We start from the raw sequence: 16,941 nt of genomic DNA on the forward strand, positions 1-16,941 counted from the left end.
AATAAGAATAATATTACGAAATGTAAAATAATAGGTTCGTATTAAAAGAAATCCAACATGTTTATATTTATCTTTGTAAAGGAGAGTATGCTTGATATGAAAAGACAAACTTATACAAATTATAACTGAAATTTACATAAGTTAACAAAAAATTTACATATAACTCATTTTCTCTTAACAGTCTTCTATTAAATTTGATAGAGGGAAATGAATAACCTAATTAGGGGGACAAGACAGTGAAAAAGTTTGTAAAAAAAGCATGGCCATTTGCAGTTGTGGCGTCGTTAGCAGTTACTTCAGTAGCAACATGGAATTTTACGCGTTCTAGTGAGGTTAATGCAGATGAGAACGGAAACAATGCAAAAATTAAAAATGTCATTGTATTAATTGGGGACGGTATGGGGCCTTCATATATGACAGCTCATCGTTATATGAAAGATAATCCAAAAACATTTGAGATGGAATCTACAGAATTTGATAAGCATCTTGTAGGAACACAAAAAACATATCCAGAAGATGAACATGAAAATATTACAGACTCTGCATCGGCAGCTACTGCGATGTCAGCAGGTATAAAAACATATAACGCAGCTATTGCAGTAGATAATGATAAAGCTGAAGTGAAAACAGTATTGGAGCAAGCGAAAGAAAAAGGGAAGTCAACGGGACTCGTTGCAACTTCTGAAATTACGCATGCAACACCAGCTGCATTCGGTGCACATGATATTAGTCGTAAAAATATGGACGCAATTGCAAATGATTACTTTGATGAAAAAATTAAAGGTAAGCATAAAATAGATGTTATGCTTGGCGGGGGCGTAAAGAACTTTGTTAGAAAAGACCGCAACCTTACAGAAGAATTTAAGAAGTCTGGTTATAGTTATGTAACAGATCGTAATCAATTATTAAATGATAAAAGCGATCAAGTTCTTGGCTTATTTGCACCAGGTGGTTTAGACAAAATGATTGATCGTACTGACAAAACACCTTCATTAGAAGAGATGACAAATGCAGCGATTGAGCGCTTGAACAAAAATAAAGACGGTTTCTTCTTAATGGTCGAAGGTAGTCAAATTGATTGGGCTGGACATGATAATGATATTGTCGGTGCAATGAGTGAAATGGAAGACTTCGAAAAAGCGTTTAAAGCAGCAATTGAGTTTGCGAAAAAAGATAAGAACACATTAGTTGTTGCAACTGCAGATCATTCTACTGGTGGATTATCTTTAGGTGCGAATGGTGAGTATAATTTTAAAGTAGATCCGATTAAAGCTGCGAAACGTACGCCAGACTTTATGGCAAGTGAGATTGTAAAAGGTGCAAATGTAGAAGAAACATTGAAAAAGTATATTGATCTACAATTAACACCAGAAGAAATTAAAGCTGTAAATGATATAGCTCCATCAAAAGATGTAACAAAGATTGATAATGCAATTGAAGATATCTTCAATAAGCGTTCGGTTACAGGTTGGACAACGGGTGGACATACAGGTGAAGATGTGAACGTATATGCATTCGGACCAGGTAAATACTTATTCTCTGGCGTTCAAGAGAATACAAATATAGCTAAACGTGTCTTTGACATTATTGGCGGCGGCGATCCAAATAAAGGAAGACGCTAATTATAAATGAAAGTGAGGCGAAATGCCTCACTTTTCTTTTTAGGAGATGGAAAGATGAGCGTTTTTTTAGGGAAATTAAGATTCCTTCTAGTATTTGTATTATTGCTAGTTGGATGTCAATCTCAAGAGAATAATATAGAACAAAAATCTGCTCGAAAAACTGAGGAAAAGGTACATATAACGAAAGAAGAAGAGAAATTCATTCAAGATGTTATTGAGGCATTTGTACGGACGACGAATGAAAAAAATCTTGCTGAACATATGGAGTTATTTTCAAAGAAGATGCCTAGTGCTGAAGACTTAAAAACACAAAAGGAAGCGGCATTTCAAAAGGGAAATAAGAAAATAGAGTTAGAACATATGAATATGAAAGCTCTTAAAGGTGGGCTTGTTATTGTTGAAACGGAGGAAAAAGAAGTAGATGGAGGGGTTACTCTTCAAAAGAAAATGCAGTATGCACTTGGAAAAGAAGACGGAGGGTGGAAGATTGAAGAGGTTCGTATGATAGAGAAGAAATAAAAAGGTTCTCATAGGAGAGAACCTTTTTATAGTGGTAATAAAATTTGATTTGAACATGCTTCAATGTCATCAATATCTTGACGGATTGTTGCCATCTTATTATCGAGGTCTTCAGCTTTCATAGCAGCGTCATGTAGTTCATCTTTCAAATAGTCAGGTATATTTCCTTCATATTTGTAGTAAAGTTTATGTTCTAAACTTGCCCAAAAGTCCATGGCAAGTGTACGTAATTGAATTTCTGCAAAGACATCTTTCGTACCAGAATTTAGTGACAATGGATATTTAATAATCATATGCAAACTTTTATAGCCATTTCCTTTTGGATTAGCAATATAATCTTTTACTTCTACAATTTCCATATCTCCACGATTTTCAATAACTTCTTTTAAATGATAAATATCTTCTACAAAGCAACATGTAATACGGATGCCAATAATATCTTGTAATTGTGTTTGAGCATTTTCAACTGTTGGTGATAAGTTTTTACGCTCAAGCTTCCTGATGATACTTTCGGGTTGTTTAAGTCTTGTTTTTATATGTTCAAACGGGTTGTAGTCTTCTAAAAATTGAGCTTCCCGGTTCATAATTTCAAATTTAGTTTTTAACTCTTCTAAAGCAAATGTATAAGGTAATACAAAAGCTTTCCAGTAGTTAACGGTTGATTGGTTATATTCCATTTATATACACACCTTTTCTTATTTACAAGTGAAGTTGTTATTATACTAAACACCAAATCATGTAGGCGCAAGCAGCAAATGATGAGATCATAAAGCGATATTTAGTTTTCATCTTTTCAACCCCTTTCAAATGAAATTATATATGAATAAACGTCATTGTTAGTAATTTCACTATGTACAATTCTTATAGTAATAGATTCATGTGAAATTCGTATGAACTAATTGTTTCAGCTTTTTGTCTTTTTGTTAATGATTTTTGGTTTTGTTTGTTATAATTACCTTAAAATGTAATAAAGGAGAGGGTATGATGAATTCAAAAGATAAAGAAAGAACAGAGCAAGTGGCTCATATTATTGAAATTCCAGATGAATATAGGCTTGTTGTAGATGATCAAGAAGGTGTGGATGACCCATATCATCTATTATGGTGGGAACATAAAGCGGATGAGGAGAAAACGATACAAATTACGTTGAATAGACATACTGGTAATTTAATTGAATTTAGGATAGATGATGAAAATTCTTTCTCGATCGGTAAGGAAGCGATAGAGGAGAATAAAGCAAGAGAGATTGCAAATACATTCTTAAAAAAATATACAAAAGAAGGATATGAATTTTATACATATGTAACTGTTAAGGATGACTGGCGTGGTTGGAAAGAAATAAATTATATGCAGGAAGTGAATGGATATCCATTGCCGAATACAGGATGTGTTGTGCGAATTCATCCTTCAGGTAATGTTGTGCATTTTCATTACAATGGACAAAAAGCTATAGAGAAAAAACCGTTATGGCCAATTGAAATTGTTGAGGAGAACGTCGTTTTAGAAACTTTGAGAGCTAGACAAGATATGAGACTTGTATTTGTGGATTTAACACATTCTTCATGTAAATATGAAAATGGTGAGGAAGTAAAAGGCTATCATCTTGTATATGAACTAGAACCTAGTCATGCGTTTATTGATGCAAGTACAGGTAAAGATTTGTTTGACCCAGATCATTATAAATTACCTCCAACTGTAGCTGTTGAAAAACCGAAAAAAGGTAGTCAACAAGATGATATATTCGATTTATTTGACTGGGATAAAGAAAGTTTTACAAAAGTAGCTGAGACAGAAAATGAAGATGGAATAAGGATGAAATTTGTTTCGAGAGAGGAATTACAAAAACAGAAAGAAGAAAAGAATCCATATTTAATGAATGAATTCTTTAAAAAGCATTTACCGATGTTAAAATATAATAATTTAGTTGGCATTACGATTGATAAATCAACCAATGAGTTAATTGGTTTTATAAAACTGGCAGACGATAAAGAAGTAAAACAAATACTGTCTAGAGAGGAATGTTTACAAAAAGCACTTCAATTTTTAGAACGAGTTATTCCAGATATCACACAATATCTTCGTCTTTGGGAAGAACGTGAAGAAGCAGAAGATGGGATTGAAAGATTTACCTTTTCCGTATATGTGAATGGGATTCCAATAGACTATATGCAATTTGTGATCAACATCAATACAGAAAATGGTGCTGTGATGCACTACTCAGGAGAATCTAGCAACTTTATAAAAGAATTACTTGCATATGAAACAACACCAAAAGTAACAAAAGAAAAAGCGTTAGAAATATATAAAGAGGTCATTCGAGTAAAATTAGAATGGTGTATAGATCATGATGCAGAGGAAATGAAATATAAACTGCTGTATAAACAAACGACGAGTGAAAATCATAAAGAATCCGTCGATTGTAGTCGGAAAATTCGTTACATAGGTGCGCATACTGGAGAGAAAATTTGGAGTGAATATTAGTAAAAGCCAATCGATACGTTTCGATTGGCTTTTACTATGTTTATAGAAAAAATTAATGATTAGCGTTGAGTGGTTTAAGAATGCCATTAAGTTAAGAGTTCCATATTTACATCGTACAGACACAAACAACCTCATGCCCACATACACATAGTAAAGACCACTATTTTGGCGGAGGTGAAAGGTTTGAGTCTATTCGCCGCAATTGGATATATGGTTCGAGAAGTGTTTGTATTTGTTTCTTATGTGAAGAACAATGCGTTCCCGCAGCCGTTATCATCAGATGATGAGAGAAAGTACTTAGAGTTAATGGAGCAAGGTGATGCTCAAGCGAGAAATCTTTTAATTGAACATAATTTACGGCTTGTAGCTCATATTGTTAAGAAATTCGAAAACACTGGTGAAGATGCAGAAGATTTAATTTCAATTGGTACCATTGGACTTATTAAAGCGATTGAAAGCTATTCAGCAGGGAAAGGAACTAAGCTTGCAACATATGCAGCACGCTGTATCGAAAATGAAATTTTGATGCATTTACGTGTGTTGAAGAAAACGAAAAAAGACGTTTCACTTCATGATCCGATTGGGCAAGATAAAGAGGGTAATGAAATATCGCTTATTGATATATTAAAATCAGAATCTGAAGATGTAATTGATATGATTCAGCTTAGTATGGAGTTAGAAAAAATTAAAGAGTATATCGATATTTTGGACGAACGAGAGAAAGAAGTAATTGTGAAGCGTTTTGGACTTGGGCTTGATAAAGAGAAAACACAGAGGGAGATTGCGAAGGCACTCGGTATTTCAAGAAGCTACGTATCGCGAATTGAAAAGCGTGCTTTAATGAAAATGTTCCATGAATTTGTGCGGGCTGAGAAAGAGAAAAAAGCAAAAGAATAATGTGTATTGTAAGCAGCTACACTTTAAAAGTGGCTGCTTTTCTTTCGGGAAAACGGAAAGAAAACGAGCTGTTCTAAGAAGAAATACATGTTCACTGTTGAAAATGGCGGGTTCTATCTGTAATATTAGAAGGTGCTAAACAATTTAAGAATAAAAATTATACTTAGTTTTTCTTCGTGTATAACAAGACGGCTCCATTCTATATGTGGGAATAAGAACCAATTTTACATATGATATAGAGAGAAAAGAAGGGGAAACTAAAGTTATAGGCTGATTAGGAGGTTTCGTAATTTGCGACGGACATTATATCGACTTATGATCGAACTTACAAATGGTCGTTTTACTTCTTATATATTACGTAAATTTGCACAATCTCGTTTGAGCTCTATCATTATTCCATCGTATGTGAAAGTTTTTCAAATTAATCAAGATGAGATGGAAAAGGGTTTGAAGGAATATCGAACATTGCATGATTTATTTACACGTAGGCTAAAAGAAGGAAAGCGTAGTATTGATACTGATGCATCGAGTATCGTTAGTCCTGTTGATGGTGTTTTTGCTGATAAAGGTCCTATTGAGGATACAAAAACATTCGATATAAAAGGAAAGCGTTATTCAATTGTGGATATGCTAGGTAATGAAGAGCGTGCAAAGCGATATGCAGGCGGTACATATATGGTAATTTATTTGAGCCCAAGTCATTATCATCGTATTCATAGCCCGCTTTCTGGCTCTGTGACTGAAAGATTTGTACTCGGTAGAAAATCATATCCGGTAAATGCAGCGGGTATGGAGTATGGGAAAGAACCATTGTCAAAAAATTATCGCTCTGTTACAGAAGTAAATAGTGACGGCGAACATATGGCGCTTGTAAAAGTAGGTGCTATGTTTGTTAATAGTATCGAGCTTCTTCATGAAAGAAGTACTGTTCAAAAAGGTGAAGAGATGGCATACTTTACATTTGGCTCAACAGTTGTTTTATTATTTGAAAAAGATATGATTGAAGCAGTGCAGGAATTGACAAGTGGGCAAGAGTTGCGTCTTGGTGAAAAAATTGCAACCCGAGTATCTCATAAGTAAAGAAAAGATTTTATAATATACTTATGAAGCTCTAATTAAGAAATGTGGACAAAGATGCTTAATGGAGAAATCCCCTAGATGGGAGTACTTGTTTATTCGAGAGCCATCGCAGGATGGCTCTTTTTACAGGTCAATCAGCAATCTATATGTACTCAAGAAGATTTGACGAGCTTGTCCTCTAACGAGCGTCTAATAATTTCTTGTTTTATAAGTAAAATGAAGTCGGGATTTAATTTTAGTTCTTTTGCTTTATAATAAGACTCAGTGAGTAAATCAGTAGATAACTGTTCCATATGTTTTGTTTTCAAGGTGAGTCACCTCCTAAATAATATAAGGATTGATTCGTTGTTGCATTTAATGTACCAAAAAAATATGACAGTCACAAACAAGAGGTTATCCACATAACTCAGTGGATAAAATGTGGATAGATTGTTAGTAAATTCCAAATTGACTGAAAAATTAATGTGGAAAGTGTGTACAAGTTTATCCACAGGTTATCTATCGAAAAATGTTGTCGAAAAATTTTATGAAAAATCCTCAAAGAGGTGAAAGAAATTGAAGTTATTTTTACCAAATGAATATGTGAAAAATATATATCATATTCAACCAGAAGATTTGAAAAAACGTGGAATTAAAGGAGTTATTACTGATTTAGATAACACTTTAATTGAATGGGATCGTCCAAACGCAACGCCACAGCTTGAAGAGTGGTTTTTGAAAATGAAAGAAAATGATATTCAAGTAACGGTCGTTTCAAATAACAACGAGCAACGCGTTAAAGACTTCGCTGATCCATTAGGTATTCCGTTTATTCATAGTGCGCGCAAACCGTTTGTTCGCGCATTTAAGCGTGCGATACACGAGATGCACCTGCAGCCAGATGAAGTTGTAGTAATTGGAGATCAGTTACTAACGGATGTGCTCGGCGGGAATCGTGTGGGACTTCATACAATTTTAGTTGTACCGGTAGCGCAAACGGACGGATTGGTGACACGATTTAATCGGAAAATTGAACGAAGAATTATGAGAAACATGAAGAAAAAAGGCTTAATTAACTGGGAGGAATAAAGTTTGACTGAAACAATTAAATGTATTGGTTGCGGTGTAGAAATTCAAACAGAAAATAAAAATGAAGTAGGATACGCTCCTGTATCATCTTTAGAAAAAGAACAAGTAATTTGCCAACGTTGTTTTCGTTTGAAACATTATAACGAAATTCAAGATGTATCTTTAACAGATGATGATTTCCTTCGTATTTTGAACGGAATTGGACAATCAGACGCACTGGTGGTTAAAATCGTAGATATTTTCGATTTTAATGGTAGCTGGTTACCGGGCTTACATCGTTTTGTAGGGAACAATAAAGTATTACTTGTAGGGAATAAGGCTGACTTAATTCCAAAGTCAGTTAAGCATGATAAAGTAAAACATTGGATGCGCTATAGTGCAAAGCAACTTGGTTTAAAACCAGAAGATGTCTTTTTAATTAGTGCAGCTAAAGGACAAGGAATCGCTGAACTTGCTGATGCAATTGAGCATTACCGCGAAGGTAAAGATGTTTATGTTGTTGGATGTACGAATGTTGGTAAATCAACATTTATTAATCGTATGATTAAAGAGTTTAGTGATGAGACTGAGAATGTAATTACAACATCACATTTCCCAGGAACAACGCTTGATTTAATTGATATCCCATTAGACGAAACGTCATCTTTATACGATACACCAGGTATTATTAATCATCATCAAATGGCGCATTATGTTGGGAAACAAAGCTTAAAGCTTATTACACCGACTACAGAAGTTAAGCCAATGGTATTCCAATTAAATGAAGAACAAACATTATTCTTTGGTGGATTAGCACGATTTGATTATGTAAGTGGGGGCCGTCGTGCATTCACTTGTCATTTCTCAAACCGTTTAACAATCCATCGTACAAAGCTTGAAAAGGCTGATGAATTGTACGAAAAACACGCTGGAGAATTATTGAATCCACCGACACCAGAAGAATTAGAAAATATGCCTAAGTTTGTGAAATATGAATTTAATATTCGTGAGCCGAAAACGGATGTTGTATTCTCTGGATTGGGCTGGGTTACTGTAAATGAATCAGGAGCGAAAATTGTTGCTCATGTACCAAAAGGAGTAAGTGTTTCATTACGTAAATCTTTAATTTAATATGGAGAGGGATTTATGAAACAATTATATGGTGTAATCGGAAATCCAATTGGACATTCATTATCACCCGTTATGCATAACGATGCATTTGAACACTTGAATATGGATGCCCATTACCATGCGTTTCTTGTAGATGAAGAAGCGCTAGGGGAAGCAGTAAAAGGTTTGAAAGCATTAGGTATTTCAGGATTTAATGTAACGACTCCGCACAAAGTTGCAATTATGGAGTACTTGGATGAGATTGCCCCGTTAGCAAGGCAAATCGGTGCGGTAAATACAGTAGTTCATCGAGATGGAAAATTGATTGGGTATAATACAGATGGAATTGGTTTTGTTCGTGCCCTGCAGTCAATTAGTGAAGATCCACTTCAAGAGAAACGTATTTTATTAATCGGTGCAGGTGGTGCTAGCCGAGCTATTTACTTCTCGCTTGCCGATGTAGGTGTGAAAGAAATTGATATTGCTAATCGTACGAGAGATAAGGCGAAAAACCTTATCTCTGGGTGCATGGCAAATGTTAATTCGCATGCTCTAACGTTAGAATGTGCAGCAGAAAATCAAGGGGAATATGATATTATCATCCAAACAACAACGATAGGTATGCATCCACATGTTGAGTATACGCCGCTGGAAATTCGTTCATTGAAACAAGGAACGATTGTTTCTGATATTATTTATAATCCATTTGAGACGAAAATTTTAGGCGATGCGAAAGAACAAGGTGCAATAATTCAAAATGGAATCGATATGTTCGTTTATCAAGGTGCACTTGCATTTGAAATGTGGACAGGGTGTGTGCCGAATATTGATAGAATGAAACAATTAGTAATGAGAGAGCTTGGAGGCTAATTATATGTTAACAGGAAAACAAAAAAGATTTTTACGTGCAAAGGCACATCATTTAACACCGATTTTTCAAGTTGGAAAAGGTGGCGTGAATGAAAATATGGTGAAACAAATTGGAGAAGCATTAGAAGTTCGTGAACTATTTAAAGTGAGCGTATTACAAAACTGTGAATTTGATCGTAGTGAAGTTGCAGAAGAGCTTGCACAAGGTGCGCGAGCTGAAATCGTTCAAGTAATCGGAAGCACAATTGTTTTATACAAAGAATCAAGAGAAAATAAGCAGATTAAGCTTCCTCGATAAAAGATATACGTGAGTTACTTTGTAATGGACGCTTGATATGTAGAAAGCGAAACCAATTGAACTTTTATTAACAGTGGGCTCTCTTCGAATATGTATGGGGAGAGTTGCTGTATGTAAAAGGAAGGGGCGTTTCTTTTGAAAAAAATTGGCATTATTGGTGGCACGTTTGATCCACCTCATAATGGACATTTGTTAATTGCAAATGAAGTGTATCATGCTTTAGGGTTGGAAGAGGTATGGTTTTTGCCGAATCAAATTCCACCGCACAAGCAAGGACGTAACATTACGAGTGTGAAAAGTCGATTAAACATGCTGCAAATAGCGATTGAGGAAGAAGCATACTTTTCAATTTGTTTAGAAGAGCTAGACAGAGAAGGCCCATCTTATACGTACGATACTATGGTACAATTAACGGAGAAGTATCCGGATGTGCAGTTTCACTTTATTATTGGCGGAGACATGGTTGAGTATTTGCCGAAGTGGTATAACATTGAAAAGTTACTTAAGCTTGTGACTTTCGTTGGAGTTGCAAGACCAGGTTATACATTACATACGCCTTATGATATCGTAAAAGTGGAAATTCCGGAGTTTGCAGTTTCTTCTTCTCTGTTACGTGAGAGATATATGACGAAGAAAACGTGCAAATATTTACTCCCCGAAAAAGTACAGGTATATATCGAGAGGAATGGGTTGTATGAATCGTGAGGAAGCACTTAGTATTGTCAAACAACAAATGCATGAAAAACGTTATATACACACGGTTGGTGTAATGGAAACAGCGATTGAACTTGCTAGGTTATATGGTGTAGATGAGAAAAAGGCAGAGACGGCTGCTATATTTCACGATTATGCAAAATGTAGAGCGATTCCAGAAATGGAAGAGATTATTAAGAGAGAAGCTTTGCCAAAGGATCTACTGCACTATAACAAAGAGTTATGGCATGCACCTGTTGGGGCATACTTAGTAGAAAAAGAAGTAGGCATTACTGATCCTGAAATTCTACAAGCTATTACATATCATACAAGTGGTCATGAAAAAATGACAATGTTAGATAAAGTTATTTATGTAGCAGATTACATTGAACCAGGACGTAAGTTTCCTGGTGTGGAAGAAGCGAGGAAACTCGCATATAAAGATATAAATCAAGCTTTACTGTTTGCTTTAAAGCGAACAATTCAATTTTTAATGGAAAAAGATCAAACGATTTATCCATTAACATTCCAAACATACAATGAAGTTATCAAGGAGGAAATTAATAAATGAAAGATAAAGAGTTATTAGTATTAGCGGCAAAAGCAGCTGATGATAAGAGAGCAGAAGATATGGTTGTACTAAATATGCAAGGTATTTCACCGATTGCAGACTATTTTATTATTTGTCACGGAAATTCAGACAAGCAAGTACAAGCAATTGCACGTGAAATTAAAGCGAAGGCACATGAGTTCGAAATTAACGTACAACGTATGGAAGGCTTTGATGAAGCGCGTTGGGTTTTAGTAGACCTTGGTGATGTGGTTGCTCATGTATTCCATAAAGATGAGCGTAATCACTATAATTTAGAGCGTCTATGGGGCGATGTGCCGCGTGAAGATATTGCAGATGAGCTAGATCAATGAAATACGAACAATTTGCTTTGCTGTATGACGAACTGATGAATGATGTCCCTTATGATAAATGGGTGGAATTCACAGAGGAAAGTTTACAACAGGCATCTATGAAAGAGGCAAGAATCCTTGACGTAGCATGTGGAACTGGGAACGTAACACTTCCGCTTGTGCGAAAAGGTTATGATTTAATTGGTGTAGATCTTTCGGAAGAAATGTTAACTGTCGCGCAGCAAAAATTGGGGGGAGAAGGCTATTTTATTCCTTTTTACCAACAAGACATGAGAGAGCTCGATGTTCCTGGTGAATTTGATTGTGTGACAATCTTTTGTGACTCATTAAATTATGTATTGCAAGAAGATGGAGTGCAAGAAACATTTAGAAGAGTTTTCCACCATTTACGTCAGGATGGCTTGTTTTTATTCGATGTACACTCTTTATATAAAATACATCACGTATTTCAAAATGAAACATATACAGTGAACGGCGAAGAAATATCACTTATTTGGAACTGCTTCCCTGGAGAAGAATCAGATAGTGTGGAACATGATTTGACATTCTTTGTACAAGATTCAGAAGAAGATGTGTATCATCGTTTTGACGAATGTCACGTGCAGCGTGCGTATTCGGTTGAAGTGTTAACAAAATGGCTTGAAGAAGCTGGGTTTACAGTGCTTCGCGTCACAGGTGACTTTGAACGAATTGAAGTGACAGAACAAACAGAGCGCATCTTTTTTATGGCGAAGAAGAATGGATAAAAGAAAAGCAACCGATAAGGTTGCTTTTGTTTTATAGAAAAGATGTAGTTTTAGTTCTAGAAAAATAAAAAGATGATATGTGTAAAGTGTAAAAATGCTAGTTTTAGTGAAAATGTAGCATGAAAAAGATAAGTATTAATAAAAAGGGTTTGGGATTACGATGGCGTATTTATTATGTGTGTTTATTGAATTGCTGCTCAACGCATTTTAAATCTTCATCAAATTTCTCATGTGTCCGTTCGATTAATTTATGAAACATATCCCCAACGTGCTCTTCTAAAATACGAATACCTTCTCCTGTAACACCGCCTTTAACGCATACCTTTTCTTGTAAAGTAGGTAATGTAAAAATTTCTTTTTCCAGTAATTTCCCCATTCCAATGACCATTTCACTTACTAAAGTAGTGGCTTCTTCATGTGTAATATTTGTTTTATCTACAGCAGCGTTAATGAAACATTGTAATAAATAACTAAAAAAAGCAGGGCCGCAGCTTGCTATATCAGATGAAACGCGCGTTATATCTTCTTCTATAACAAGGGGAGTAGAAATGTTTTTGAATAGACGAAGTAGTTTTTGTTGCCATTCTAGAGAGCAGTTATTTCCAAATGTAAATAGTGATGCGCCGGATAAGGCGCGGTTTGTGATGCTTGGAATGATACGAGCGACGTGGCAAGGTATAAGTGTTTCTAATTGTGATGGAGATATGGGGCTTGTGATAGAAACTAAGCAATCTTCGTCTGAAAAATGGTCAGCGTATTTTTGTAGAATAGGGTATATATCTATCGGTTTTACGCAAATGAAAATAAGCTGGGATTGTTCGATTACCTCTTGGATTGTTTTGGCTATATGAACAGAAGGGTATTTTTCTTTTATATGATATGCTTTGGCAGGCGTCCGATTAATAATAGTAAGGCACGAGGGTTTGACAGCACGGGTTTCTAAAAATGCATCGATTAGTATATTCCCCATGTTCCCTGTCCCTATAATTCCTATGTTCAATGTTTCATCCCTCCTTCGTAACAGCTTTCTCCTAAACAATATGAATGATGTTATAAATTTATGATTAGAGGTGTAAAATGATGTGGGATTTTCCGAAAAAATGGTTGGGATTAGTGATTATTATTGGCACTTTGATTTTTCTTTTTTTCTGGAAAACGAATCAGCAAACAGAGCGATCGCTCATTACAACGGAAGTTCAAGTGAAAGATGTGGAGAAAAAAAGTAAACCGAAAGTATTGGATACAAAGGAGCAGAAAAAAATAATTATAATTGATGTGAAAGGGGCGGTTTTTAAAGAGGGTGTGTATGAAATGAAGGAAGGGGACCGGGTGAAGGAGGCAGTTGAAAAAGCTGGTGGTTTGTTGCCAGATGCAGATGTGAAGAAAGTGAATTTGGCGCAAATGGTCCAAGACCAAATGCTTCTTTATGTTCCTAACAAGAATGAGCCAGTGCAAGAAGGGGCTACTTTTTCAAAAAGCGAGGGTAAAGTGCAAATAAATACAGCTTCTAAAGAGCAACTTGAAAAAATAACAGGCATTGGTTCTCGGAAAGCGGAAAGTATTTTGAAATACCGAGAAGAACATGGTCCGTTTCAGAAAATAGAAGATTTATTAGAAATTGATGGGATTGGTGCGAAGTCTTTAGAGAAAATAAAAGATCAAATTATTATTCCATAAAAGATTGACGAAGTTTTTCTTTTTTCGCTACACTACAAGTAGACAAAAAAGAAGGTGAAAAATATGGAACGAATTTCATGGGATCAATATTTTATGACGCAAAGCCATCTACTATCTTTACGTAGTACATGTACAAGGCTTGCGGTAGGAGCGACAATTGTTCGTGATAAACGAATTATTGCTGGTGGATATAACGGTTCAATTAAAGGTGGTGTGCATTGTATAGACGATGGTTGCTATGTCATTGATAATCATTGCGTTCGTACAATTCATGCTGAAATGAATGCTTTATTACAATGTGCGAAGTTTGGTGCAAAAACAGAGGAAGCGGAAATTTATGTCACACATTTTCCTTGTTTGCAGTGCTGTAAGGCGATTATTCAAAGTGGTGTTACAGCGGTTTATTATGCACAGGACTATAAAAATCATCCGTATGCCGTAGAGTTATTTGAACAAGCGAGTGTAACAGTAAAGCACGTTCCACTAGAATACGATATTACATCGCTAGAGGAACAAGAGCGTCATTTACAGCTAAAGGAATTATTCGCAGCTTTAGAAAAAGATAATTTATCAATGGAAGAATTACAGCGTGTATTCACTAAAGCGAAAATGATGCTATAAGGAGTGAGTATGAGTTGAATGGGCAATGGGGCTATGTTGCAATCTCGTTTATAATTGGGATTGCAATTACCTTTTCCGCATCGCATTTGTTGGCTGCTTGTTGTTTCGTTTGTTATGTTTTATTTTGTTTATATCGTACTTCGCGTAAAACCTTCATATTTTGTATAATAGCGTGTTTTAGTGGCGCTATGTACACCACGTATGTTCAGAGTCTAAATAAGCCGCTAGGGGAGTCCTATGAAGTTACACGAGGGGTCGTGCAAAATACACCTCTAATTAATGGGGATCGTCTCTCTTTTCAAATTGAAGATCAGAATAAAAACTTAGTGCAGTTAAATTATAAAATACAATCTGCTTCGGAAAAGAAGCAGTTGCAACAATTACATGCAGGTATATCGTGTACATTTAAAGGGGAGGTGAAAGAACCACAAACTGCCCGGAATTTTCATGTTTTTGATTATCGTAATTATTTATATCAGCAAAAAATACATTTTATATTTGATGTGACATACATTTCTGAATGTCAAAAAACATCGTTGTCACTCGTGCAATGGATTTTCCTTCTCAGGCAACAAACAATCTCGAAAGTTACAGAAATGTTCCCGGAACAATCAGGTGCATTTATGAACGCATTATTATTTGGAGATCGACAACAAATGACGTTTGAAGTAGAAGAGCAATATCAACAATTTGGTCTTATACATTTGTTAGCAATTTCAGGATCGCATATCGTATTATTAATGGTTATAATGTATTTTGTTTTGCTAAGAAGTGGTGTGACGAAAGAGACAGCAACAGTATGCCTTATAGTTTGCATTCCTCTGTATATGATCATAGCTGGGGCGTCGCCATCTGTTGTGAGGGCTTCTATAACAGGAGTTTTATTATTGGTAGCTTTCATGTGCTCTGTTCGCTTATCTAGTCTAGATGCCTTAAGTATAACAGCTATATGTATGCTTATATACGATCCGTATCTTATTTTCAACATTGGATTTCAATTCTCATTTGTAGGTAGTTTTTCTTTACTACTATCTGCGCCGATATTATTAGGGCGTAGTAATGGGATAGTTCGAAATTCTATTTACATTTCTATAATTTCACAGCTCGCTAGTACCCCCATCTTGTTATATCATTTTGGTTATTTTTCTCCTTATAGCATTTTCCTCAATCTTATATATGTTCCTTTTCTATCCATTATTGTATTGCCGTGTAGCATCATTATTCTTATATGTATGCCGGTTATTCCATTTTTCGCAAAAGGAATTGCATATGTACTTTCACTATGTTTAACCATTTCTAATGATTTTCTAAGTTACTGTGAAAGTTTCCCTTTCATCCGACTTACTTTTGGTCAAACTCCTTTATTTCTTGTGGCTATATATTGTTTTAGTATCGTTAGTATATTTGTGATTTGGGAAAGGCTAATAACGAAAAAAATTTTGTGCATAGTTGTGGGTGTGTTTCTTTTTATTAGTACTTGTCATTATGTATATCCATATTTTCGCGAAAGTGGGAGTGTTACATTTCTTGATGTTGGACAGGGAGATGCGATATTAATTCGTCTTCCGTACGATAAAGAGGTTTATCTTATTGATACAGGAGGAGCCCTTTCTGTCAAGAAGGAAGCGTGGCAACAGAAAAAGCATGAATTTTCTGTTGGGCATGATATTCTTGTTCCTTTTTTACAAAAAGAAGGTATAAAAACGATTGATAAATTAATTGTAACGCACGGAGATGCGGATCATATAGGTGCTGCGCTGGATTTGCTGTCATCTATTATTGTAAAAGAAGTTGTATTTGGGAGAAAGGAACAAGATGCTGTATTGGAAAAAGTGGTGAAGAAAAAGGCGTTAGAAAAGAGCATGAAGATAAGTGTAGTAGGAGAAGGGGAAGGTTGGAGGGTAAATGAAGCGGAATTTTTCGTATTAGCTCCAAAGGGGAAAGAAAAGGGAGAAAATGACTCTTCGATTGTACTATGGGCCAGACTAGGGGGACTAACATGGATATTTACGGGTGATCTAGAAGAAGAAGGAGAAAAGTTTATAGTATCAACATATCCTGATTTGCGAGCTAATATTTTAAAAGTTGCCCACCATGGGAGTAAAACATCGTCTACAGATCCATTTTTAAGCCTTGTACAGCCTGCTGTAGCGATTATTTCTGTGGGGGAGCGTAATAGGTATGGGCACCCGCATAAGGAAGTTATAGAGCGCTTTAAGAAGATGGGTATTGATATATGGCGTACGGATAAGCAAGGTGCTATTTCCTATGTTTTTAATGGAGAAAAAGGAACCTTTCAAAGTAAAATCACATATGATGAAACACATAGAAGATGAAAAAAAGAAGACTGCCGTTA

At 35.5% G+C, this 16,941-nt stretch carries 19 protein-coding genes; 16 read left to right on the forward strand and 3 right to left on the reverse strand.

Going from position 1 to position 16,941, the window contains the following annotated elements; genetic code table 11:
• Positions 1 to 236 precede the first annotated feature (236 nt).
• Together MR155_RS00970 and MR155_RS00975 are read left to right on the forward strand one after the other, a co-directional pair.
• Positions 237 to 1,622 carry an alkaline phosphatase gene (locus tag MR155_RS00970; protein ID WP_242307631.1) on the forward strand — a complete coding sequence of 462 codons (1,386 nt, stop codon included), beginning with the start codon at positions 237 to 239 and terminating at the stop codon, positions 1,620 to 1,622.
• A 54-nt stretch (positions 1,623 to 1,676) separates the two neighbouring features.
• Positions 1,677 to 2,141, forward strand: coding sequence for a hypothetical protein (locus tag MR155_RS00975; protein ID WP_242307632.1), 465 nt, complete (start codon positions 1,677 to 1,679; stop codon positions 2,139 to 2,141).
• A gap of 26 nt (positions 2,142 to 2,167) precedes the next feature.
• Here MR155_RS00975 and MR155_RS00980 read toward each other — a convergent pair whose 3' ends face one another.
• The gene (locus MR155_RS00980; RefSeq protein ID WP_002015229.1) at positions 2,168 to 2,818 is read right to left on the reverse strand and encodes a GTP pyrophosphokinase; all 651 of its coding nucleotides are present in this window, start codon (positions 2,816 to 2,818) and stop codon (positions 2,168 to 2,170) included.
• 304 nt (positions 2,819 to 3,122) lie between these two features.
• Here MR155_RS00980 and MR155_RS00985 point away from each other — a divergent pair, with 304 nt between their 5' ends.
• The 3 genes from MR155_RS00985 to MR155_RS00995 all read left to right on the forward strand — a co-directional run bounded on the left by MR155_RS00985 (position 3,123) and on the right by MR155_RS00995 (position 6,599).
• Positions 3,123 to 4,622 carry a YcdB/YcdC domain-containing protein gene (locus MR155_RS00985; RefSeq protein ID WP_242307635.1) on the forward strand — a complete coding sequence of 500 codons (1,500 nt, stop codon included), beginning with the start codon at positions 3,123 to 3,125 and terminating at the stop codon, positions 4,620 to 4,622.
• Between the two features lie 183 nt (positions 4,623 to 4,805).
• Entirely contained in the window at positions 4,806 to 5,519 is a 714-nt protein-coding gene (sigK, locus tag MR155_RS00990; RefSeq protein WP_000051382.1) for an RNA polymerase sporulation sigma factor SigK, read from the forward strand.
• Between the two features lie 291 nt (positions 5,520 to 5,810).
• Entirely contained in the window at positions 5,811 to 6,599 is a 789-nt protein-coding gene (locus MR155_RS00995) for a phosphatidylserine decarboxylase (protein WP_113935604.1), read from the forward strand.
• Between the two features lie 152 nt (positions 6,600 to 6,751).
• On the opposite strand, the gene sda is transcribed toward MR155_RS00995, so the two are convergent.
• Entirely contained in the window at positions 6,752 to 6,907 is a 156-nt protein-coding gene (gene sda / locus MR155_RS01000) for a sporulation histidine kinase inhibitor Sda (RefSeq protein ID WP_002015226.1), read from the reverse strand.
• Between the two features lie 247 nt (positions 6,908 to 7,154).
• On the opposite strand from sda, the gene MR155_RS01005 reads away from it, so the two are divergent.
• From MR155_RS01005 to MR155_RS01040, 8 genes are all read left to right on the forward strand, one after another.
• Positions 7,155 to 7,667 carry a YqeG family HAD IIIA-type phosphatase gene (locus MR155_RS01005; RefSeq protein ID WP_002015225.1) on the forward strand — a complete coding sequence of 171 codons (513 nt, stop codon included), beginning with the start codon at positions 7,155 to 7,157 and terminating at the stop codon, positions 7,665 to 7,667.
• 3 nt (positions 7,668 to 7,670) lie between these two features.
• Entirely contained in the window at positions 7,671 to 8,777 is a 1,107-nt protein-coding gene (gene yqeH, locus MR155_RS01010; protein ID WP_002015224.1) for a ribosome biogenesis GTPase YqeH, read from the forward strand.
• A 15-nt stretch (positions 8,778 to 8,792) separates the two neighbouring features.
• Complete coding sequence (gene aroE / locus MR155_RS01015) at positions 8,793 to 9,626, forward strand: shikimate dehydrogenase (protein ID WP_242307641.1); 834 nt, start codon at positions 8,793 to 8,795, stop codon at positions 9,624 to 9,626.
• Positions 9,627 to 9,630: 4 nt separating this feature from the next.
• Positions 9,631 to 9,924 carry a ribosome assembly RNA-binding protein YhbY gene (yhbY, locus tag MR155_RS01020; RefSeq protein WP_002015220.1) on the forward strand — a complete coding sequence of 98 codons (294 nt, stop codon included), beginning with the start codon at positions 9,631 to 9,633 and terminating at the stop codon, positions 9,922 to 9,924.
• Between the two features lie 135 nt (positions 9,925 to 10,059).
• Positions 10,060 to 10,629 (forward strand): nicotinate-nucleotide adenylyltransferase, encoded by a 570-nt coding sequence (locus MR155_RS01025; protein ID WP_219303558.1) that lies wholly within the window; start codon positions 10,060 to 10,062, stop codon positions 10,627 to 10,629.
• A complete protein-coding gene (yqeK, locus tag MR155_RS01030; RefSeq protein ID WP_002143180.1) occupies positions 10,619 to 11,188 on the forward strand; it encodes a bis(5'-nucleosyl)-tetraphosphatase (symmetrical) YqeK in 570 nt (189 codons plus the stop codon). The genes MR155_RS01025 and yqeK overlap by 11 nt, the downstream gene beginning before the upstream one ends.
• Entirely contained in the window at positions 11,185 to 11,541 is a 357-nt protein-coding gene (rsfS, locus tag MR155_RS01035) for a ribosome silencing factor (RefSeq protein WP_000653209.1), read from the forward strand. The genes yqeK and rsfS overlap by 4 nt, the downstream gene beginning before the upstream one ends.
• Positions 11,538 to 12,287, forward strand: a complete 750-nt coding sequence (locus MR155_RS01040; RefSeq protein ID WP_002088700.1) for a class I SAM-dependent DNA methyltransferase — start codon at positions 11,538 to 11,540, stop codon at positions 12,285 to 12,287. Before rsfS ends, MR155_RS01040 begins: the two co-directional genes overlap by 4 nt.
• A gap of 172 nt (positions 12,288 to 12,459) precedes the next feature.
• Here the strand turns inward: MR155_RS01040 and comER are convergent, their stop codons facing one another.
• Positions 12,460 to 13,287, reverse strand: coding sequence for a late competence protein ComER (gene comER / locus MR155_RS01045; protein ID WP_002015213.1), 828 nt, complete (start codon positions 13,285 to 13,287; stop codon positions 12,460 to 12,462).
• 77 nt (positions 13,288 to 13,364) lie between these two features.
• Between comER and MR155_RS01050 the strand changes: the two genes are divergently transcribed.
• The 3 genes from MR155_RS01050 to MR155_RS01060 all read left to right on the forward strand — a co-directional run bounded on the left by MR155_RS01050 (position 13,365) and on the right by MR155_RS01060 (position 16,921).
• Entirely contained in the window at positions 13,365 to 13,964 is a 600-nt protein-coding gene (locus MR155_RS01050) for a helix-hairpin-helix domain-containing protein (protein WP_219303557.1), read from the forward strand.
• 63 nt (positions 13,965 to 14,027) lie between these two features.
• Positions 14,028 to 14,585, forward strand: coding sequence for a ComE operon protein 2 (locus tag MR155_RS01055; protein ID WP_002088698.1), 558 nt, complete (start codon positions 14,028 to 14,030; stop codon positions 14,583 to 14,585).
• Positions 14,586 to 14,599: 14 nt separating this feature from the next.
• A complete protein-coding gene (locus MR155_RS01060; RefSeq protein ID WP_242307643.1) occupies positions 14,600 to 16,921 on the forward strand; it encodes a DNA internalization-related competence protein ComEC/Rec2 in 2,322 nt (773 codons plus the stop codon).
• Positions 16,922 to 16,941: the final 20 nt, after the last annotated feature.

The organism is Bacillus cereus group sp. BfR-BA-01331 (assembly GCF_022663915.1).
GTDB lineage: Bacteria > Bacillota > Bacilli > Bacillales > Bacillaceae_G > Bacillus_A > Bacillus_A mycoides.

Excerpts from the sequence above, each read along its gene's own strand:
- MR155_RS00975 (WP_242307632.1), top strand. The coding sequence starts at position 1,677 with ATGAGCGTTTTTTTAGGGAAATTAAGATTCCTTCTAGTATTTGTATTA.
- MR155_RS00980 (WP_002015229.1), bottom strand. The coding sequence starts at position 2,818 with ATGGAATATAACCAATCAACCGTTAACTACTGGAAAGCTTTTGTATTA.
- MR155_RS00985 (WP_242307635.1), top strand. The coding sequence starts at position 3,123 with ATGATGAATTCAAAAGATAAAGAAAGAACAGAGCAAGTGGCTCATATT.
- aroE (WP_242307641.1), top strand. The coding sequence starts at position 8,793 with ATGAAACAATTATATGGTGTAATCGGAAATCCAATTGGACATTCATTA.
- yhbY (WP_002015220.1), top strand. The coding sequence starts at position 9,631 with ATGTTAACAGGAAAACAAAAAAGATTTTTACGTGCAAAGGCACATCAT.
- yqeK (WP_002143180.1), top strand. The coding sequence starts at position 10,619 with ATGAATCGTGAGGAAGCACTTAGTATTGTCAAACAACAAATGCATGAA.
- rsfS (WP_000653209.1), top strand. The coding sequence starts at position 11,185 with ATGAAAGATAAAGAGTTATTAGTATTAGCGGCAAAAGCAGCTGATGAT.
- MR155_RS01040 (WP_002088700.1), top strand. The coding sequence starts at position 11,538 with ATGAAATACGAACAATTTGCTTTGCTGTATGACGAACTGATGAATGAT.
- MR155_RS01050 (WP_219303557.1), top strand. The coding sequence starts at position 13,365 with ATGATGTGGGATTTTCCGAAAAAATGGTTGGGATTAGTGATTATTATT.
- MR155_RS01055 (WP_002088698.1), top strand. The coding sequence starts at position 14,028 with ATGGAACGAATTTCATGGGATCAATATTTTATGACGCAAAGCCATCTA.